At 66.1% G+C, this 18,798-nt stretch carries 18 protein-coding genes and 1 pseudogene; 3 read left to right on the plus strand and 16 right to left on the minus strand.

From position 1 onward, the window contains the following. Positions 1-121: 121 nt before the first annotated feature. Positions 122-1,462 carry a 2-hydroxycarboxylate transporter family protein gene (locus NRG74_RS07845; protein ID WP_257706222.1) on the plus strand — a complete coding sequence of 447 codons (1,341 nt, stop codon included), beginning with the start codon at positions 122-124 and terminating at the stop codon, positions 1,460-1,462. 22 nt (positions 1,463-1,484) lie between these two features. Here the strand turns inward: NRG74_RS07845 and NRG74_RS24415 are convergent. Continuing rightward, positions 1,485-1,613: pseudogene (locus NRG74_RS24415) on the minus strand (aliphatic sulfonate ABC transporter substrate-binding protein); the annotation flags it as partial. Between the two features lie 17 nt (positions 1,614-1,630). Next, positions 1,631-2,605 carry an aliphatic sulfonate ABC transporter substrate-binding protein gene (locus NRG74_RS07850; protein ID WP_437181184.1) on the minus strand — a complete coding sequence of 325 codons (975 nt, stop codon included), beginning with the start codon at positions 2,603-2,605 and terminating at the stop codon, positions 1,631-1,633. A 269-nt stretch (positions 2,606-2,874) separates the two neighbouring features. Between NRG74_RS07850 and NRG74_RS07855 the strand changes: the two genes are divergently transcribed. Both NRG74_RS07855 and NRG74_RS07860 read left to right on the plus strand, forming a co-directional pair. After that, positions 2,875-4,242 (plus strand): LLM class flavin-dependent oxidoreductase, encoded by a 1,368-nt coding sequence (locus NRG74_RS07855; protein WP_257706224.1) that lies wholly within the window; start codon positions 2,875-2,877, stop codon positions 4,240-4,242. A gap of 17 nt (positions 4,243-4,259) precedes the next feature. Then, positions 4,260-5,045 (plus strand): MetQ/NlpA family ABC transporter substrate-binding protein, encoded by a 786-nt coding sequence (locus NRG74_RS07860; RefSeq protein ID WP_257706225.1) that lies wholly within the window; start codon positions 4,260-4,262, stop codon positions 5,043-5,045. Positions 5,046-5,069: 24 nt separating this feature from the next. On the opposite strand, the gene NRG74_RS07865 is transcribed toward NRG74_RS07860, so the two are convergent. From NRG74_RS07865 to NRG74_RS07930, 14 genes are all read right to left on the minus strand, one after another. Beyond that, complete coding sequence (locus NRG74_RS07865; protein WP_257706226.1) at positions 5,070-5,672, minus strand: class I SAM-dependent methyltransferase; 603 nt, start codon at positions 5,670-5,672, stop codon at positions 5,070-5,072. Positions 5,673-5,701: 29 nt separating this feature from the next. After that, positions 5,702-6,448, minus strand: coding sequence for an ABC transporter ATP-binding protein (locus NRG74_RS07870; RefSeq protein ID WP_068383928.1), 747 nt, complete (start codon positions 6,446-6,448; stop codon positions 5,702-5,704). Between the two features lie 3 nt (positions 6,449-6,451). After that, a complete protein-coding gene (locus tag NRG74_RS07875; protein ID WP_257706227.1) occupies positions 6,452-7,774 on the minus strand; it encodes an ABC transporter substrate-binding protein in 1,323 nt (440 codons plus the stop codon). A gap of 76 nt (positions 7,775-7,850) precedes the next feature. Next, positions 7,851-8,897 carry a branched-chain amino acid ABC transporter permease gene (locus NRG74_RS07880; RefSeq protein WP_257706228.1) on the minus strand — a complete coding sequence of 349 codons (1,047 nt, stop codon included), beginning with the start codon at positions 8,895-8,897 and terminating at the stop codon, positions 7,851-7,853. Between the two features lie 10 nt (positions 8,898-8,907). Continuing rightward, positions 8,908-9,789: a branched-chain amino acid ABC transporter permease gene (locus NRG74_RS07885; protein ID WP_017639643.1), complete on the minus strand. Its 882-nt coding sequence runs from the start codon at positions 9,787-9,789 to the stop codon at positions 8,908-8,910. A gap of 170 nt (positions 9,790-9,959) precedes the next feature. Beyond that, a complete protein-coding gene (locus NRG74_RS07890) occupies positions 9,960-10,748 on the minus strand; it encodes an ABC transporter ATP-binding protein (RefSeq protein WP_257706229.1) in 789 nt (262 codons plus the stop codon). A 3-nt stretch (positions 10,749-10,751) separates the two neighbouring features. Then, positions 10,752-11,843: a dimethylsulfone monooxygenase SfnG gene (sfnG, locus tag NRG74_RS07895; RefSeq protein WP_017639641.1), complete on the minus strand. Its 1,092-nt coding sequence runs from the start codon at positions 11,841-11,843 to the stop codon at positions 10,752-10,754. Between the two features lie 291 nt (positions 11,844-12,134). Further along, positions 12,135-12,788, minus strand: coding sequence for a methionine ABC transporter permease (locus tag NRG74_RS07900; RefSeq protein ID WP_093249046.1), 654 nt, complete (start codon positions 12,786-12,788; stop codon positions 12,135-12,137). Beyond that, positions 12,781-13,878, minus strand: coding sequence for a methionine ABC transporter ATP-binding protein (locus NRG74_RS07905; protein ID WP_257706230.1), 1,098 nt, complete (start codon positions 13,876-13,878; stop codon positions 12,781-12,783). The genes NRG74_RS07900 and NRG74_RS07905 overlap by 8 nt, the downstream gene beginning before the upstream one ends. Then, a complete protein-coding gene (locus NRG74_RS07910) occupies positions 13,875-14,717 on the minus strand; it encodes a MetQ/NlpA family ABC transporter substrate-binding protein (RefSeq protein ID WP_257706231.1) in 843 nt (280 codons plus the stop codon). Before NRG74_RS07910 ends, NRG74_RS07905 begins: the two co-directional genes overlap by 4 nt. A 63-nt stretch (positions 14,718-14,780) precedes the next feature. Further along, complete coding sequence (locus NRG74_RS07915) at positions 14,781-15,809, minus strand: ABC transporter substrate-binding protein (protein ID WP_257706232.1); 1,029 nt, start codon at positions 15,807-15,809, stop codon at positions 14,781-14,783. Positions 15,810-16,073: 264 nt separating this feature from the next. Beyond that, complete coding sequence (locus tag NRG74_RS07920; protein WP_257706570.1) at positions 16,074-17,039, minus strand: ABC transporter substrate-binding protein; 966 nt, start codon at positions 17,037-17,039, stop codon at positions 16,074-16,076. Positions 17,040-17,044: 5 nt separating this feature from the next. Next, positions 17,045-17,998, minus strand: coding sequence for an ABC transporter substrate-binding protein (locus tag NRG74_RS07925; protein ID WP_257706233.1), 954 nt, complete (start codon positions 17,996-17,998; stop codon positions 17,045-17,047). Continuing rightward, on the minus strand, positions 17,995-18,774 hold the full coding sequence (locus NRG74_RS07930; protein WP_257706234.1) for a class II aldolase/adducin family protein: 780 nt from the start codon (positions 18,772-18,774) through the stop codon (positions 17,995-17,997). Before NRG74_RS07930 ends, NRG74_RS07925 begins: the two co-directional genes overlap by 4 nt. Positions 18,775-18,798 lie beyond the last annotated feature (24 nt).

Below are 18,798 nucleotides of genomic sequence, written 5' to 3' on the forward strand. Positions count from 1 at the left end.
TACATCATCCGTTTTAACTGTTTAAAAGCATAACACGCTCAGCAGCCCAGCGGCAGCAGGAAGCCTGCTCGCGCACACTCGCGCGCAGGCAATTTTCAATAAAAACAACTGAGTTTCCGTCATGAGTGAACAACAATTATCGACCCGCAGTGCATCACCCGAATCCATTTCGTTGAAAAAGGGCCTCTGGCAACGTTGGATGGATACCGATGTGGGTATAATTCCACTACCCATCTACGTCCTACTCGTTGCGGTATTGATCGTCTTTAGCGTTCTGGGAAAATTCAAAAGCGACATCGCTACCGTGATAGGCATCATGACCGCGTTCGCCTTTGCACTGGGGGAAATCGGCAAGCGTATGCCGATCGTTAAGAATATCGGCGGCGCCGCAGTGATCGTGACCTTCGTACCCTCTTATCTCGCCTATAAGGGCCTGATACCAGCCCCCATGACCGCTGCTGTAGAAAGCTTTTTCAAGTCATCCGGCATTCTGTATGTATTCATTGCCGCCGTGATTGTCGGCTCCATCTTGAGCATGGAAAGAGAAACCTTGATCAAAGGTTTTCTCAAAATATTCGTTCCGCTATTTGTTGGATCCATAGTCGCAGCTTGTGTGGGAACGCTGACCGGCACCCTGCTCGGACTGGGGGCCTGGCATACATTTTTCTATATCGTGGTGCCCATCATGGCCGGCGGCGTAGGTGAGGGTGCTATTCCTCTTTCCATTGGATACCACGGAATCACCGGAATCGACCAAGGTGAGATTCTCGCACGAGTGATGCCCGCGATCCTGGTAGGTAACCTGACCGCGATTATCTGCGCAGGAAGTCTGGCATGGATTGGAAAGCGTAGGCCGCAACTCACCGGAAACGGTCAGCTTCAGCCAGGGGGAGACGAAGAGTTTCGTAGCGGTCATCAGGGGCCAATGGACGGCAACGTGCAGAACATAGCCGCTGCGGGAATGATCGCGGTGACGCTGTACCTGGCAGGCACCCTTTCCCAGCAGCTATTGTCCTGGCCCGCTCCGGTGGTGATGCTAGCGTTGGCAGTGGCACTGAAGCTGTGCCATGGCGTAACCCCTCGTCTGCAGTCGGGCTCCTACACCGTCTACAAGTTTTGCCTGACTGCAATCGCCTATCCGATGCTGTTCGCCTTCGGGATCGTGCTGACTCCGTGGCAGACGCTGATCCAGGGTTTTGCTCCGGCAAACCTCATCACCATCGTAGTCACAGTGGTGTCGATGACGGCATCGGGCTATGTGATAGGACGCTGCGTCAAGCTCTATCCGATAGAGTCAGCCATAGTGGCCAGCACTCACAGCGGCATGGGCGGCGCGGGTGACATTGCCATCCTCTCCGCTTCCAATCGCATGATGCTGATGCCCTTTGCCCAGATCGCAACACGTATTGGCGGTGGTATCACCGTTGCGTTGGCGTTGATTGCGATGGCGGCGCTTTGGTAGGCCCAGGCTGCGCCCTGCTACTGAGCACCAGGCTGGTGGGGGCATAGTAGGCGTAGTCCAGGCGGACTTCCTTGGGCGATGCGGCCTGCGCCAGCAGCGCGCTGCCGAGCAGGGCCAGGCCGGCAGCCCAGCGTAGCGTGGTCTTGTGCATCTCGAGTTCCTTGTCGACTAGCGGGAGGTCAGGGGGGCGCTGGGGGTCCAGAGGTCCACGGCGCTGGCATCCACGGCAGTGGGTAGCAGCTTGGCCGCGTGGAAGGCATCGGCGATGCGCTGCTGCTCGCCGAGGGCGGCGTGACTGACCGGCTGGACGTCATAGGTGCGGCGGCTGTTGGCCAGCTGCACGGTGGCCTCGTCCAGGCGGCCCCACTGCGGACCGAGGAGGCGTGCCGCCTCGGCGGGGTGTTGCTTCACCCACTGGCCGGTGCGCTGCAATTGGCCGAACACCAGGGCCAGCACCTCGGGATGGGCCTGGGCATAGGGGCTGGCGGCCAGGTAGTAGCGCTGGTAGCTGGCCAGGCCCTCGCCCGAGGCGAGGATGCGTACCTGCTGCTGACGCTGGGCGCTGGCGACGAAGGGCTCCCAGGCCACCCAGGCATCCACCTTGCCGTTCTCCAGGGCGGCGCGACCGTCGGCGGGGGTGAGATAGGCGGGCTGGATGTCGGCAAAGGTCAGACCGGCCTTCTGCAAGGCGGCGATCAGCAGGTAGTGGCTACCGGCGGCCTTGGTCACGGCGACGCGCTTGCCCTTGAGATCAGCCAGCGTCTCCAGCGGCGAATCCTGCGGAACCACGATGGCCTGGGCCTGGGGCGAGGGCGTCTCCCGAGCGAAATAGGTGAGCTTGGCACCCGCCGCCTGGGCGAACACCGGCACGGTGTCGGCGACGTCGGCGGAGAGATCCACATTGCCGACGTTGAGGGCCTCCAGCAGCGGCAGACCGCTGGAGAACTCATGCCAGCTGACGGTGATGCCCCTGGCCGCCAGATCCCGTTCCAGGGTGCCCTGCTCCTTGAGCAGTACCAGCAAGGTGGAGGATTTCTGGTAGCCGATGCGCAGACTGGTATCGGCCTGGGCGGCGTAGGCGAGGCTTAGCAGACCCAGGGCGAGCAGCCCCCGGCGGAAGCCTGAGCGGAACGAAAGGCGGATAGCGGCCATGAATTCCTCAGTGGACGGCGAATGGATGCCGGCCACGATAAGGAATAGGCAAAGGTCAGATTGATACCGATTTGGAATTTGGTTAGAGGGGAGCGACATACCCATGAACGCCTTAACTATATTCCAAAAGGCTATTTAAACCGTCGGATATCTAGCGGCTAACGTATAACCACCGGACCACCGGATCTCTCCTTTCGCCTTTACCTCGAGGATCCCATGGCTGTGCTCCGGACCTTTCTCCCCGCAGGGGCGCCCGCCCCATGACCGCCCCCGCCAAGCAGGTGCTGCTCAACGCCTTCAACATGAACACCGTGGGCCACATCAATCATGGCCTCTGGACCCATCCACGGGACACCTCCAGTCGCTACCACACCCTGGGCTACTGGACCGAGTTGGCCCAGCTGCTGGAGCGCGGGTTGTTCGACGGCCTGTTCATCGCCGACATCCTCGGTGTCTACGACGTCTATGGCGGCAACGTCGACCTTACCCTGCGCGAGTCCATCCAGTTGCCGGTCAATGACCCCCTCCTACTGGTCTCGGCCATGGCCGCCAGCACCCGGCACCTGAGCTTTGGCCTGACCGCCAACCTCACCTACGAGCCGCCCTACCCCTTCGCCCGCCGTCTTTCGACCCTGGATCACCTGAGCGAAGGCCGCGTCGGCTGGAACATCGTCACCGGCTACCTGGACAGCGCCGCCCGCGCCATGGGCCTGGACCGGCAGATCGCCCACGACCGCCGCTACGACCAGGCCGATGAATACCTGGAAGTGCTCTACAAGCTGCTCGAAGGCAGCTGGGCCGACGATGCGGTGGTCCGTGACCGTGCCCAGCGGATCTATGCGCGCCCAGAGCGGGTGCGCAAGGTCGAACACCATGGCGAATTCTTCGACGTCGAGGGCTATCACCTCTGCGAGCCCTCGCGGCAGCGCACCCCGGTGCTGTTCCAGGCCGGCTCCTCGGATCGCGGCCTGGCCTTTGCCGGGCGCCACGCCGAGTGCGTGTTCATCTCCGGGCAGGACCAGGCCGCCACCCGCGCCCAGGTCGAGCGCGTCCGTGGCGCGGCAGTGGCCGCCGGCCGGCGCGCGGATGACGTCAAGCTGTTCATGGGCCTCACGGTGATCGTCGCCCCCACCGCCGCCGAGGCCCGCGACAAGCACGCCGAATACCTGAGCTATGCCAGCGCCGAGGCCGGCGTGGCCCACCACTCAGCCTCGGTGGGCATCGACCTGGCCACCTATGGCCTCGACGAACCCATCCGCCCGCAACGGACCGAGGCCATCGAATCGGCGCTCAAGCGCCTGGTGGCCAAGGACGCCGGCTGGACCCGCCGCAAGCTCCTGGAGCAGCACGCCCTGGGTGGCCGCTACACCGCCCTGGTCGGCGATCCCAGGCAGGTGGCCGATGCCCTGCTCGGCTGGATCGACGAAACCGGGCTGGACGGCTTCAACCTCGCCCGCACCGTTACCCCGGAGTGCTACGGCGACTTCATCGATCTGGTGATCCCAGAGTTGCAGAGCCGGGGACGCTACAAGACCGCCTACGCCGAGGGCAGCTTCAGACACAAGCTGTTCGGCCGCGGTGACCACCTCGACAGCCGCCACTTCGGCAGTCGTTTCCGCCAGGACTGACCCTTCAAGGACGCCCCATGACCCGCCTCAAACCTCTGCTGTTCGCCCTCGGCCTCTTCAGCACCGCAGCCCTGGCTGCCCCCCTCAAGATCGGTACCACCGCCGCCTTCGCCCCGCCCCTGGAAGTGGCGGTGCAGGAGGCCAAGGCTGCCGGCGTGGACGTGGAGATCGTCGAATTCAGCGACTGGATCGCCCCCAACACCAGTCTCGCCAACCACGACATCGACGCCAACTACTACCAGCACATCCCCTTTCTGGAGAACGCCAAGCGCACCGCCGGCTATGACCTGGTGGCGGTGGCGCCGGGGATCATCAACAACGTCGGGCTCTATTCGAAGAAGTACCGGACCCTGGCCGAGGTGCCCAAGGGGGCGCGGGTGGCCATCGCCAACGATGCCATCAATGGCGGCCGTGGCCTGTTGCTGCTGGAGAAGGCCGGCTTCATCACCTTGAAGCCCGGCGTCGGCTACCACGCCACCCTGGCGGACATCACCGGCAATCCCCGCGATATCCAGATCGTCGAGCTGGAAGCCGTGCAGCTGGCCCGCTCCCTGGACGACGTCGACGTGGCCCAGGGCTATCCCCACTATCTGCGCCTGGCCAAGACCATCGATCCCAACCAGGCCCTGCTGTTCGATGGCCTCGACCACCCCGAGTACGTCATCCAGTTCGTCGCTCGCCCGGACAACAAGGACGATCCACGCCTGGCCAAGCTGATCAATGTCTACCAGCACTCGCCCAAGGTCCGCGCTGCCCTGGACCAGGCCCATGGCACCCTCTACCAGCCGGGCTGGAAGGACTGATCGAAGCCTCGTTCTCTTGGAGCGTCAGAGCTTTTCCACGACGAAGGCGCAGCGCCCCCGGTTCCGCCCCCCGTCGGGCAGGTCCATGAATTCGTCGATGAGGATGCGCACGCCCTGCGCCACGAGCAGGGCACGCAGCTCTTCCGGCGGATGCGAGTCATAGAAGAATGGCTGGTCGAACATGGTATCGACGAAGGCCTCGTTCGCCGAGCCGCCGGCCGTCAGCATCAGGCGGCCACCCCGTGGCAACCCGCCGATCACCCGTGCCAGGAGGGTCGCGTGCCAGCGGCGCTCCAGATGAAACAGCGAATCCCACAGCAGCGCGCCCTGGTAGGGCTCGGCGCAGGCGTAGGTTTCCAGCCGCGCCTCGATCCAGCGCTGCTTGGGAAATTCCCGCCGCGCATGGGCCAGCATGGCGGCCGCCTGGTCGACACCCAGCACGCGATGCCCCTGGGCGAGGATGGCGGCGGCCACCGGGGTGCCGGTGCCGCAGCCCAGATCGAGCAGGGTGGCGCCGGGTTCGAGCTTTTCCAGGAGCACGTCCAGGTAGCGACGCTCGTCGTCCCTGAGGCTGACGCGGGCCTGGCGAAAGGTATCGGCGATGGCGTTGTAGGAGGTCTTGTTCATGGCGTGGGCTCCCTGGTCGTCACGGGAGCTTAGCCCACCCCCAGGTAGGCCGCCTGCACCGCCTCGCGCGTCAGGCCCGTACCGGGCACGCCGGACTGCACCACCCGCCCGCTTTCCAGCACGAAGGCCTGATGGGCATAGTCCAGGGCGATGGCACTGTTCTGCTCGGCCATCAGCACACTCAGGCCCTCCTCCCGGTTGAGCCGGGCGACGCTGGCGAAGATCTCCTCCACCAGCAGCGGCGCCAGGCCCATGGAGGGTTCGTCCAGCAGCAGCAGGCGAGGCCGCGCCATGAGCGCGCGACCCAGGGCGATCATCTGCTGCTCGCCGCCCGAGGTCAGACCCGCCAGCTGCCGGCGCTTGCCGGCCAGGCGAGGAAACCAGGCATAGATGCGCTCCAGTTCCTCACGCTGCGCGGCGCGCCCTAGGCGGCGGACGAAACCGCCGCTGAGCAGATTTTCCTCCACGCTGAGTCGCCCGAAACAGTGGCGCCCCTCCAGCACCTGGACCAGTCCGGCGCGGACCCGGGCATCGGCCGACTGGCCCGCGAGGTCCTGCCCCGCATAGCGGATGGCACCGCGGACCAGGCTACCGCGGGCGGCGCCGAGCAGCCCCGAGATGGCCTTGAGCGTGGTGCTCTTGCCGGCGCCATTCGCGCCGAGCAAGGCCACGACCTGGCCCTGGCCGACCTGCAGACTGACGCCATCGACGGCCAGGATGGCGCCGTCGTAACGGACTTCGATGGCCTCGACCGCCAGCAAGGGGGTGGTCGTCATGTCTCAGCCCTCCTTGCTGCAGTCACGCGGCGTGATGCCCTTTTCCTTGGCGTACTGCCTGGCCGAGGCCTCGATGATCGGTCGCAGGAAGGCGCGATCGGCCTGCACCCAGTCGCTCACCAGCTGCCATTTCTCGCCATCCCACTGCTGGATGCGGATGGCGCCGCCGCCTTCGTGGTCGGCGCAGGAGAGCTTGAGCGGCTGCACCAAGCCCTTGGCGCCCAGGGCCTGCAGACGGGCATCGTCCAGGTTCAAGTGCTCGAAACCCCAGCGCACCTGCTCGCCGCTGAGGGGTTTGTCACCGTACTTGGCCTGGGCCAGGCGCAGCGCCTCGACGTTGAGGATGCCGTTGACCACGCCGAGGTTGTAGTAGACGGTGCCGAAGCGCTTGGGATCGGCGAGGTCACTCTGCCCCTTGGCCACCACGTCGCGCGCGATGCCCTGCAGCACCGGGAAGTCGGTGCCCGAGGGGTGGGTGGTGATGGTCAGGAAGCCCTTGGCCGCCGCCCCGGCCGGGCGGACGTCTTCCTCGGAATTGCTCCAGATGTTGCCGATGATGTGGTCGACCGGATAACCAACTTTCTGCGCGGTCTTGATCGCCACCGGATTCATCACCCCCCAGCCGCGCAGGATCACCCAATCGGGCTTGATGCGGCGGATGTTGAGCCACTGGGATTGCTGCTCGTTGCCCGGATGCGGTACCTCCAGCAGGGTCAGCGCGAAGCCGTAGCGATCCGCCAGCTGCTGCAGCACCTCGTTGGTTTCCTTGCCGTAGGGCGAGCCATGGTAGAGGGTGACGATCTTCTTGCCCTTGAGGCTATCGACCCCGCCGCCCTGCAGGGCGATCCAGTTGAGGATGGCCGAGACCTCCGAATAGGGATTGAGCTGCAGCGGGAAGACATAGGTAAAGACGCTGCCGTCAGTGGAATCGGTACGGCCATGGTTGATGGTGATCAGCGGCAGCCGGTCGGCGGTGGACCTTTCCAGGGTGGCGTAGGCGATGCCCACCGACAGCGGATTGGTGGCGGCCGCGGGCGCGCCGTTCCGCCCATTCTTCAGGCGCTCATAGCACTCCACGCCCTTCTCGACGATGTACTCGGTCTCGCATTCGCTCCACACCAGCTTGACGCCGTTCACGCCACCGTTGGCGTTGACGTACTTCAGGTAGTCGATGAAGCCACCGAAGAAGCCCGTGCCCCCTGCCGCATAGGGACCGACGCGATAGCTCTGCAGCGGGAAGTATTGCTCGCCGGCGGCCTGGACCGGACCGAGGGTGGTGAGGCCCAGGGCCAGGACGAGGCTGCCGAGCAGATGACGTTTGCACATGGGGACTTTCCTTGTTGGGGGTGTGGGCCTTGTGAAGGTGTGAGACCGGCGAGCCTTCTCGCCGGCAAACGGGATGTCAGCGGCGGCACAGGCGTTGCCAGCCGCGGGTGGCCAGGCGGGTCAGGCCCTCGGGTTCCTTGATCAGCACCAGGATGATCAGGGCGCCGAAGGCCATCTTCTGCAGGTTCTCCAGCTGGCCGGCGGCGATGAGGTCAGCGGGTAGCCAGCCGGCCAGGTTGGAGAGCAGCAGCGGAAACAGCACCATGAAGGCGGCCCCATAGAGGCTGCCGGCCAGGCTGCCGAGTCCACCGAGGATGACGATGAAGAGGATCTGGAAAGAGCGACTCAGGTCGAAGCCGTGGGGCTCGACGGTGCCCAGGTAGGTGAAGGCCCAGAGCGCACCGGCGATGCCCAGGTAGAAGCCACTCAGGGCGAAGGCCAGCAGCTTGGCCCGGACCACCGACAGACCCATCACCGCAGCGGCCGTCTCGCGGTCACGGACCGCCATCCAGGTCCGGCCGAGTTCGCCGTGCACCAGTCGCGCCGCGAAGGCGAACAGCGCCAGCACCACCACCAGGGTGGCCAGATAGCGCCCCAGCGGCCCGCTGAAGTCCTGGCCCAGCAACACCAGCGGCGGCGCGCTGATCACCCCCGAGGCACTACCATGGGAGAACCAGTCGAAGCGGGTCAGGGCCCAGACGATAGAAAACTGCGCGGCCAGGCTGGAGACGATCAGGTAGAAGCCGCGAATCCTCAGGCTGGGCAGGCCGAACAGCAGCGACACCAGGGCTGCCAGCAAGCCACCGGCGAACAGGCACAGCGGCAGGGGCCAGCCCAGGCGCACCTGCAGGTTGTAGGTGGCGAAGGCGCCCACCGCCATGAACGCGGCCGAGCCCAGCGACAGCTGGCCGGCATAGCCGGTGAGCAGATTAAGCCCCAGCCCGGCCAAGGCCAGCACCAGAAAGGGAATCAGCAGGGCATTGAACAGGTAGTCGGTGCCGACCCAGGGCACCACACCGCAGGCCAAGGCCAGGAGCGCGACCAGCGCTAGGCGGGCGGGTCGCAACGCAGGGGCACGAGGGGACAGCGGACGCGCCGTCAGGGCGTCGAGGGAGGTGGTCATGGGAAGTCCTCTAGACGCGCTCGACCGTAGGTTCGCCGAACAGGCCGACCGGTCGAATCAGCAGGAATACCAGGGCGAAGGCATAGGGAAACCAGTTCTCCAGGCCGCCGCCGATGAGGGGGCCGAGATAAACCTCGGCGAGTTTTTCGCTGGCACCGATCAGCAGGCCGCCGACGATGGCCCCGGTGACCGAGGAGAAGCCGCCGATGATCAGCACCGGCAGCGCCTTGAGTACGATCAGCGACAGCGAGAACTGCACTCCCAGCCGCGCGCCCCAGAGCAGGCCCGCCACCAGGCCGACGCAACCGGCCACCGCCCACACCAGCACCCAGATGCGCGGCAGACGAATGCCCACTGCCTGGGCCGCCAAGGGATCGTCGGCCACGGCGCGCAGGGAGATGCCCAAGCGGGTTCGCTCGAACAGCAGCGACAGTCCGATCACCAGCACCGCCGCCACCGCCGCGGCGAACAGGTCGAAGGTCGACAGCAAGAGATCGCCCACCTCCAGCGGGGTATCCTCGATACCCAGGTCCAGACCATGCACCTGGGCGCCCCACAACGCCTGGGCGGCGCCCTCGAGGAAATAGGCCAGGCCCAGGGTGGCCATGAACAGCACCAGCGGCGAGCGATTCACCAGCGGCCGCAGCACCGTGCGCTCCACCGCCACCGCCAGCAGCACCATGACGCCCAGGGTGCTGAGCAGCGCCAGCCAGCCGGGCAGCCCGCGCTCCACCAAGCTGACGTAGGTCAGGGCGGCGAACAGCAGCATGGCGCCCTGGGCGAAGTTGAACACGCCCGAGGCCCGGTAGATGAGCACGAAGCCCAGGGCCACCAGGGCATACATCACCCCGGCGAGCAGGCCGCCGAGCAAGACTTCCAAGAAAAACGCCATGATTTTCTCCCTGAGGCGTCCAGTGTCCTTAGAAGCTGTTTACGATCTCGCGAGCTAGAGCCAAACAAGGCGGAAAGGCCTGAGGAAGCGGAGTTTACGAGTGGTAAATGAGCATTCCGAAGGTCTTTCCAACGCCGGTTGGCCGACGCGCAGCAGATCGTCAACAACTTCTAGTGACGGGTCCCGAGATAGGCGGCGATCACCGCCGGATCCCGGCGCACCACGGCGGGTGCGCCGTCGGCGATGAGGCGACCGTAGTCCAGCACCACCACGTGATCCGCCAGCTGCATCACCACCTGGATGTCGTGCTCGATCAGCACCACGGTGACCCCGTGCTCGCGGTTGATGGCCTGGATGTAGCCGCTCAGCTCGCGCTTCTCCTTGGCGTTCATCCCGGCCATGGGTTCGTCCAGCAGCAACAGCCGCGGCTCGGCCGCCAGCGCCCGGGCCAGCTCCACGCGCTTCTGCAGGCCATAGGGCAGGCTGCACACGGCAGTGTCGCGCCAGGCCCCCAGTTGCAGGAAATCCAGTGCCCGCTCGGCCACTGCCCGTTGCGCCCGCTCTTCGGCCGGGGCGCGGCCCAGGCTTAGGGCCTGCTCCAGCCAGGAGGCCCGCCGATGGCGGCCGCGCCCAGTGAGCACGTTGTCGAGCACGCTCATGCCCTTGAACAGCGCCAGATTCTGGAAGGTGCGCGCCACTCCGGCGTGGGCCGCGGCCTGCGGGCGACGCAGCGCGCGGCTCGATCCGGCCAGCCGCACGCTACCCCGCTGCGGTCGGTAGAGGCCGTTGATCACGTTGAGCAACGAACTCTTGCCGGCGCCATTGGGCCCGATCAAGGCGCAGATCTCGCCTTCGCGAACCTGGAAGCCGACCTCGGCGAAGGCCGTGACCCCGCCGAAGGCCAGCGCCAGGTCGCTGACCTCCAGAAGGACCGGGCGCGTGGCCAGGCTCGCGCCCATGGTCTAGGCCGCCGCCTGGGCCGCGGCCCGGGCTTCGAGTTCGCGCACCAGCGGCAGCACCCGCCGGCCGAAGTACTCCACCTCTTCCTGGAAGTGCAGGAAGCCCGCCAGCACCAGATCCACACCCACCGCCTTGAGGGCGACGATGCGCTCGGCGATCTGCTCGGGGGTACCGATCAGGTTGGTCTTGAAGCCGTCGTTGTACTGCACCAGGTCTTCGAAGCTGGACTTGGCCCAGTTGCCCTCGCCTTCCGGACTGGCCGCGCCGGCATTGCGCGCCTCGTGACCGAAGGCCTGGACCGCCTCCGGGTTGGCCTTGGCGATGATCTCGTCGAGCACCGCGCGGGCCTCGGCCTCGGTGTCCCGGGCGATGACGAAGGCATTGACGCCGACCTTGATCGAATGACCGTTCGCCGCGGCCTTGGCGCGCAGGTCCTCGACCTGGGCGCGGATACCCTCGGGGGTGTTGCCGTTGGTGAAGTACCAGTCGGAGACCCGCGCCGCCATGTCCCGTGCGGCGCGGGAGCTGCCACCCTGGAAGATCTCCGGGTGCGGCTGCTGCAGCGGCTTGGGTTTGAGGGTGTAGTTGCGGAAGCGATAGAAGTCGCCGGCGAAGCTGAAGCTGTCCTGGGTCCAGATGCCCTTGAGGGCGCGGATGAATTCCTCGGAGCGCCGGTAGCGCTCGTCGTGGTCGAGCCAGGGCTCGCCGATGCCGTGGAATTCGCCTTTGAACCAGCCGGACACCAGGTTGATGGCGACCCGGCCATTGGTGAGCTGGTCGATGGTCGCCAGCTGCTTGGCCGCCAGCGCCGGATTCCAGGGGCCGGGCAGGATGGCGGCGATCACCTTGAGCCGCTCGGTGGCGGCCAGCAACGCATGGCTGAAGGCCACCGATTCATGCTGGTACTCGGCGCCATAACCGGCGGTGAAACGGATCTGCGTCAGGGCATAGTCGAAACCGGCCTGCTCGGCGAGCTGGGCCAGCTTGCGGTTGTAGTCGATGCCCCAGTGGGTGCGCTGCTCGATGGTGCTGACCACCAGGCCGCCGCTGACGTTGGGGACCCAATAGGCGAATTTGACGGGGACGTGGGACACGGTTGTTTCCTCCAGGTGACGCCGCCGTCGAGGGCGGTCGAGATGATGGCTACCCTGGACTAATCAAGAACCGGACCAACAGAGATAATCCTTACAAATCAATCATTTAAAAGAAAATCTTGGCATCGACAGGCTGTTTCGACCCAGGCACCTGTTGGGTCCCTGTCTCCTCCGCAACAGCAGGCAGAGGCTCTGGCCTGGGCTTTTGCCCGCTGACTGTCCAATATCGAAAACGACGACGCCCGGAGGACCAAGGGCCGCTCCGGGCGTCGCAAGGGAAAGAACGAGGAGTTAACGCGCCCGCAGGTGCCGCACGTAGCGATCGCCGATGAACTGGATGCCGCACACCAGCACCACCAGGATGGCGATCACCACGGCCATCACCTGGCTGTCGTAGCGCTGGTAACCGTAGCGGATCGCCAGGTCGCCGAGACCGCCCGCGCCTATGGCGCCGGCCATGGCCGAGGCGCCGATCATGGCCACCAGGGTCACGGTGAAGCCGCCGATGATGCCGGGCAGTGCCTCCGGCAGCAGCACGTTGAAGACGATGTGGCGCCGCTCGCAGCCCAGCGCCTGGGCTGCCTCGATCACCCCGCCGCCGACCTCGCGCAGGCTGACCTCGGCGATGCGAGCGAAGAACGGCGTGGCGCTGAGGGTGATGGGCACCACCGCCGCCCAGACGCCGATGGTGGTACCGGTGATCAGCCGCGTCAGCGGGATCAGGGCCACCAGCAGGATGATGAAGGGCGTGGCGCGAAAGGCGTTGATGACCGTACCCAGCACCCGGTTGAGGGTCGGCGCGGCGAAGATGGCGCCACGTCCGGTGGTGACCAGCACCACCGCCAGGGCGATGCCGGCGAACCAGACGATGGCCGCGGACACGCTGACCATGGTCAGGGTATCGAGAAAGGCCTTCCACAGCGCCTTGAGCATGAAGTCAGACATAGCCCAGCACCTCCGCCCGGGCAAACAACCCGGTCTGGGTCAGGAAGCTGGCCAGCCGTCGCTCCGGTGCTGCCGTCGCCACCAGCAGGCGGCCCAGGGCATGGCCCTGGATACGGTCGATACCGCCATGCAGCAGTTCGACCGGTGCCCCCAGGGCCTGGCCCAGCGCCTGGAAATCGGGCTCCGCACCCCGACCGTCGTAGCTGAGTTCCAGCACGGCCCGGGCGCCCGGTTGCCGGGTGGTACCGAGCCGCCTGGCCAGATCTGCCGGCAGCTGGGCCGCCAGGGGTGCCAACAGCGCCCGGGTGGCCTCCGCCTGGGGTGCGCCGAACAGCTGCCACACCGGTCCCTGTTCGACGATGCGCCCGTGCTCCAGCACCACCACCCGGTCGCAGATCTGGCGAATCACCGCCATCTCGTGGGTGATGAGCACGATGGTCAGCCCCAGGCGGCGATTGATGTCCTGCAACAGCGCTAGGATCGACTGGGTGGTCTCCGGGTCCAGCGCCGAGGTGGCCTCGTCGCAGAGCAGCAGCTCGGGCTTGAGCATCAGGGCACGGGCGATACCCACCCGCTGCTTCTGGCCGCCGGACAGACGGGAGGGATAGACCTGCTCCTTGCCCTGCAGGCCCACCAGTTCCAGCAATTCCCGGGCCCGGGCTTCGATCTCGTCGCGGCGAAAGCCAGCGGCCTTGAGCGGCAGCGCCAGGTTCTCCAGCACCGTCTGCGAGGCCAGCAGATTGAAGTGCTGGAAGATCATGCCGATGCGTCGCCGCAGCGCCACCAGCCGGTCGCCCTGCAGGGTGCCGATGTCGACGCCGTCGACCAGCACCTGGCCGGCACTGACGTCTTCCAGGCGATTGAGGGTGCGGATCAGGCTGGACTTGCCGGCGCCACTGCGGCCAATGATGCCGAAGATCTCGCCGCGGGCGATGCTGAGGTCGATGTCCGCCAGGGCGGTCACCGGTAGCGCACCGCCGGTATAGACCTTCTGCACCCCGCTTAGGCGCAGATGCTCGCGCGCGGAGGCTGCTTGGGGTTCGAGGGGCGGCTGCGCCGCCGCGGCGGGTTTACGCAGGGCAGTGTTCATCGGGCGACCTCCTGCCGATTCAGCCAGGCCAGGCTGTAGAGCTGCGGATTGCCATAGGCCTGGGCGATGGCCTCGCGCACCCGCGGATCGTTCTGGAACACCTGGATGAAGGTACGAATCGCCGGGTCATCCGCCTTTTCCGGCTTGGTCACGAATCTCAGGGCATAGAGGTGGCCGCTGGCCTCGTCATCGCTGAACAGCAGCGCGCTGTTGGGATCCGTCGTGCCGGCCGCGAGGATGTGCGAGGGATAGCTCTGCGCCAGGATCACGTCGTCCAGCACCCGCGCCAGTTGTGGCCCGGGCAGCTCGATGAATTTCAGTTGCTTGGGATTGGCGACGATGTCCTGCAGGCTGGCCTTGGGTCCGGCGTCGGGCCGGAGCTGGATCAGGCCGGCGCGGGCATAGAGGTGCAGCCCGCGCCCCTGGTTGACCGGATCGTCGGCCACCGCCACGGTGGCGCCGTCCGGCACCTCGGCAAAGCTTTTCACACGTTTGGAATAGAGGCCGACCTTGTTTTCCACCCCGTAGCCGATGGGCACCAGGCCGTAGCCGTTCTGGGCATTGGCATTTTCCAGGAAGGGTTGATGCTGGAAGTAGTTGACGTCGATGTCGCCATGGGCGAGCGCCAGATTCGGCGTGTTCCAGTCGCTGAAGGCGACGATCTCCACCGCCACGCCCCTGTCCCGCGCCACCTCGGCGGCGCGCTCCAGAGCGGCGTTCTGCGGACTGTCGTTGATGCCGAGGCGAATCTTCTGCAGCTCGGCCGCCTGGGCGGACAGCGCCAGGGTCGTGCTCGCCAGGAGCAGCCCAAGGCGCTGGAAAATCGGGGGAATAGCCATGGGAGACCTCGAGATGTCGAGGGCTCGTCCGGTGGTCCGGTGGAACCCGTAAGGGAAAAGGGATCAGCTGCCCTTCTGGTCGGGCGCGTCGACGAAGAAATAGTCCTGCCAGCTGCTGGGCTGGTTGCGGATGGCGCCGATGCGGTACATGAACTCCGCCAGCTTCAAGGTGTTCTGCGGCGCCGTGTCGAAGTTGACCTCGGGGCTTTCGATGATCTGCTGGATCAGTGCCGGATCGAGACGGGAATTCTCGACCTTCACGTAGGTACGGGCGGCGGCGGCCTTGTCCTTCTCGATGATCTGCCCGGCCTCGATCAGCGCCTCGCAGAAGGCCTTGTAGGTCTTGGGATTGTCCCGGCGGAATTTCTCGGTGACGAATACCAGGTTGGGCGAGACGGCCCCTCCGAGCACGTCATAGGAACTGAGCACCTTGTGCACCTTGCCGCTGGCCAGTTCCTGCTCCTGGAACGGTGGATTGGCGAAATGGCTGTTGATCTCAGTACCGCCGGAGATCACCGCGGCGGTGGCATCCGGATGGGGCACCGCCACGGTCAGGGGATCCAGGCGATTCCAGTTCTTCTCGCCGAAGGCCTGGGCGGCGGCGTACTGCAGGAAGCGCGATTGCACCGAGACGTTGACCGCCGGTACGGCGATGCGGTCCTTGGCGGTGAAGTCAGCCAGGGTCTTCACCTGCGGGTTGTTGGTGACCAGATAGTTGGGAAAGGCCCCCAGGCTGGCTACGGCCTTGACGTTCTGCCGACCATGGGTGCGGTCCCAGAGCGTGAACAGCGGTCCGAGCCCGGCGGAGCCTACGTCCACCGCCCCCGACAGCACCGCCTCGTTGACGGCCGCGCCGCCGGACAGCTTTATCCAGTCGACCTTGATGTCGACGCCCTCTTGCTTGCCGTGCTTCTCGATCAGCTGCTGGTCACGCAGCACATGGAGGATCACATAGGACACGCCGAATTGTTCGGAGATGCGCAGGGTACCCTCGGCCTGGGCCGCCTGGGGTGCGGCGATCAGCCCGGTGAGCAGGCTGACGGCGAGTCCCAAAGCCAGGGGACGACGGGTGAAGGGAAGACGTAAAGGCATCGTGGCACGCTCATCCATGGAATTGGCTTATATCCTAATAAAGTTGTTCAGCGTTTTTGAAATAAGGATGGATTATATGGATAGGTCGGGTGGCGGTGTGGCTTTTCCCTTACCCCAGCCCTCTCCCAAAGGGAGAGGGGGCGCTAGCGTACGTAGGTTGGCGCTGAGCTCCGATGGAACCACTCCCACTACCTGGCGCCTGGTCCTTAGGTTGGCGCTGAGCAAAGCGAAGCCCAACGGGCCAGGGACACCTGAACCACCGCCCTACTCCCGCGCCGCCTGCCGCGGCTGGTCCGGCTTGGCTACCTGAAACCCCTCGGCGAAGGTCGCCTGCGCATCCAACCGCTGCGGAATCAGGCCACTGCGGTGGTAGAAATCCGCCGCCGCCTGCTGATCGGCCACCACCTGGCGGTCGATGGGTTCCCAGTGCAGCTGGCGGCGCTCGAATTGCAGCCGGGCCACCGCCTCGGGAAAGCCGATGATCTGCGCCAGGGTCTTGGCATAGCTGTCGAGGTGGGCGTAGCCCCAGCGCTGGGCAGCGGCCAGACGATTGAGGTAGTCCTGCAATGCCGCGCGCCGAGCCGGATCGGCCAGAGCCGTGTCGGTGGCAGCCAGGAAGCTGTTGCCCGCCCAGAGCCCACGGCCGTTGACCAGCACCCGGGCGCCGTCGACCTGTTCGGCCTGGGCGGTATAGGGCTCCCAGGTCGCCCAGGCATCCACCGAGCCATTGGCCAGGGCCATCTTGGCGTCCACCGGGCCGAGGAAGCGAAAGCTCACGTCCTTGGCCGTCAGGCCCACCGAGTCCAGCGCCTTGAGGGCGATGTAGTGGCCGATGGAGCCACGCCCGGTGGCGATGCGCTTGCCCTTGAGATCGGCCGCGCTGCGCAGCGGCGAGTCGCGTGGCACGATCACCGCCGTGCCATAGGGATCGGACTTGTCCACGGCGATGGCCTTGACCGGCGCGCCGGCAGCCAGGGCGAACAGCAGCGGACCATCGCCGATGATGCCAGCATCCACTGCGCCGGCATTGAGCGCCTCGGCCAGGGGCGCGGCGGCGGGAAATTCCGCCCACTGGATGCGATAACCCGGCAGGTCGCGCAGGCCATCGGCGGCCTCCAGCTGGGCGCGCATGTTGCCCTTCTGGTCGGCGATGCGCAGGGTCAGAGGCTCGGCGGCCAGGGCCGCGCTGGCGGCGAGCAGCAGCGGTAGCGCCAGCAGGGTACGGCGGATGAGAGTCATGGTTTGGCTTCTTGGGTAAAGACACTGGCATCGGCCAGGGCGGCGACGTCGACCGGCTTGGGCAGCACCTGGAGTTCGCTGAAGAGATCGGCCACCTGCTGCACCGCGACAAGGTCCGCCGGCTGCACCGGGCGCAAGCCGTGGGAGGTGCGGGTGGAGATGGCCACCGCGGCGCCTTCCGGCAGGCGCGTCAATTCGGCGTAGACCCGGGCATAGTCCTGCGGATGAGCGACTGCCCAGGCCCGTGCCTGGGCCAGGCGCCCGGCGAAATCGGCGATGGCGGCGCGCTTGGCTGGATCCTCCAGCGACGCTGGCGTGGCAGTGAGAAAGCCCAGGGCAGTGGTCAGCCCCTGGCCGTCGCGCAGCAGCCGGGCGCCGTGCTGCTCGGCGATGCCTAGATAGGGATCGAAGGTCGCCCAGGCCTCGATCTGCCCGGCGTTGAAGGCGGCACTGGCATCGGTGGGTAGCACGAACTTGACCGTCACGTCCTCACGCTTGAGTCCGGCCTCCTCCAGGGCGGCATAGAGCAGGTGCTGGGAGATGCTGCCCTTGGCCGAGGACACCACCACGGTGCGCCCCTTGAGGTCCCTGACCGAACGGATCGGTGAATCAGCCTGCACCAGCAGCCCATTGGCCTGGGGATAGCCGACATTGGTGGCGATGAGCTTGAGCGGCACGCCGCCGGACGCGGCCATCAGCACCGGCAGGTCACCGGCGTAGGAGGTGTCCACCGCGCCAACGCGTTGGGCCTCGAACAGCGGCGCGGCGCCCTGGAAGTTGGCCCAGCGATAGCTATAGGGCGCGCCTTCGAGGGTCCCGGCGGCTTCCATCATGGCGCGCAGTCCCCGGGCCTGGTCGCCCAGTACCAGGGTCACCCCGGAAAGATCCGGAGCCGCCTGGGCCTGTCCCAGCAACAGCGTCAGGCCCAGCGTGGCGAGCAGTCGCTTCATTGCGCGTACTCCCGGCCCTCATGGCGCTCCAGCTGGCGCACCGCCGCGTCCCAGTGACGAATATGGGCGCCGCGCGCCAGATTGCCGGGGATGAGATCGCTGACCTTCTGGGCGACGGCGTCCGCGGCGATCACCAGTTCGGCGCCGCCGCTCTGGGCCGCCAGTTGCGCCGCGCATGAACGCTCCAGGTAATAGAGGTGCCAGAAGGCCTCTTCCAGACTTGCGCCCACGGTGAGCAGCCCATGGTTGCAGAGGATCATCGCCGGGTGCGCCCCGAGGTCGGCCACCAGTCGACTCTGCTCGTCCAGATCCAGGGCCACGCCCTCGTAGCCGTGATAGGCCAAGCGGCCAAAGAATCTCATGGCGTGCTGGGAAATCATCAACAATCCGCCGCGCTGGGCGGACACGCCGATACCTGCCGCGGTATGGGTGTGCAGCACCGCATGGAGGTCCGGCTGGGCGCGATGGATGGCGCTGTGGATCACGTAGCCGGCCGGGTTGATGCCGAGCCCGGTGGGGTCGAGGACGATCTTGCCGTCGATGTCCACCTTCACCAGCGAGGAGGCCGTGATCTCGTCGAAGGTCTGGCCGAAGGGATTGATGAGGAAGTGCGCGTCCGGCCCCGGCACCCGTAGCGAGAAATGGGTGTAGATATGGTCGGTCCAGCGTTCGCGGGCGGCCAGGCGATAGGCGGCGGCGAGTTTGACCCGCGCCTCCCATTCGGCGGCGGACACCTGGGCGCGGACGCTGACGAGGGCATTGTGGAAGGCGGTCATGCAGCGGCTCCAGAAGCAGAAGAG

The organism is Pseudomonas oryzihabitans (assembly GCF_024652905.1).
Lineage (GTDB): Bacteria > Pseudomonadota > Gammaproteobacteria > Pseudomonadales > Pseudomonadaceae > Chryseomonas > Chryseomonas benzopyrenica.

What these genes read in the sequence shown, in the direction of transcription:
- NRG74_RS07855 (WP_257706224.1), top strand. Translation starts at nt 2,875, where the DNA reads ATGACCGCCCCCGCCAAGCAGGTGCTGCTCAACGCCTTCAACATGAAC.
- NRG74_RS07885 (WP_017639643.1), bottom strand. Translation starts at nt 9,789, where the DNA reads ATGGCGTTTTTCTTGGAAGTCTTGCTCGGCGGCCTGCTCGCCGGGGTG.
- NRG74_RS07890 (WP_257706229.1), bottom strand. Translation starts at nt 10,748, where the DNA reads ATGGGCGCGAGCCTGGCCACGCGCCCGGTCCTTCTGGAGGTCAGCGAC.
- NRG74_RS07875 (WP_257706227.1), bottom strand. Translation starts at nt 7,774, where the DNA reads ATGTGCAAACGTCATCTGCTCGGCAGCCTCGTCCTGGCCCTGGGCCTC.
- NRG74_RS07845 (WP_257706222.1), top strand. Translation starts at nt 122, where the DNA reads ATGAGTGAACAACAATTATCGACCCGCAGTGCATCACCCGAATCCATT.
- NRG74_RS07930 (WP_257706234.1), bottom strand. Translation starts at nt 18,774, where the DNA reads ATGACCGCCTTCCACAATGCCCTCGTCAGCGTCCGCGCCCAGGTGTCC.
- NRG74_RS07915 (WP_257706232.1), bottom strand. Translation starts at nt 15,809, where the DNA reads ATGCCTTTACGTCTTCCCTTCACCCGTCGTCCCCTGGCTTTGGGACTC.
- NRG74_RS07925 (WP_257706233.1), bottom strand. Translation starts at nt 17,998, where the DNA reads ATGAAGCGACTGCTCGCCACGCTGGGCCTGACGCTGTTGCTGGGACAG.
- NRG74_RS07910 (WP_257706231.1), bottom strand. Translation starts at nt 14,717, where the DNA reads ATGGCTATTCCCCCGATTTTCCAGCGCCTTGGGCTGCTCCTGGCGAGC.
- NRG74_RS07880 (WP_257706228.1), bottom strand. Translation starts at nt 8,897, where the DNA reads ATGACCACCTCCCTCGACGCCCTGACGGCGCGTCCGCTGTCCCCTCGT.
- NRG74_RS07870 (WP_068383928.1), bottom strand. Translation starts at nt 6,448, where the DNA reads ATGACGACCACCCCCTTGCTGGCGGTCGAGGCCATCGAAGTCCGTTAC.
- NRG74_RS07900 (WP_093249046.1), bottom strand. Translation starts at nt 12,788, where the DNA reads ATGTCTGACTTCATGCTCAAGGCGCTGTGGAAGGCCTTTCTCGATACC.
- NRG74_RS07860 (WP_257706225.1), top strand. Translation starts at nt 4,260, where the DNA reads ATGACCCGCCTCAAACCTCTGCTGTTCGCCCTCGGCCTCTTCAGCACC.
- NRG74_RS07865 (WP_257706226.1), bottom strand. Translation starts at nt 5,672, where the DNA reads ATGAACAAGACCTCCTACAACGCCATCGCCGATACCTTTCGCCAGGCC.
- NRG74_RS07905 (WP_257706230.1), bottom strand. Translation starts at nt 13,878, where the DNA reads ATGAACACTGCCCTGCGTAAACCCGCCGCGGCGGCGCAGCCGCCCCTC.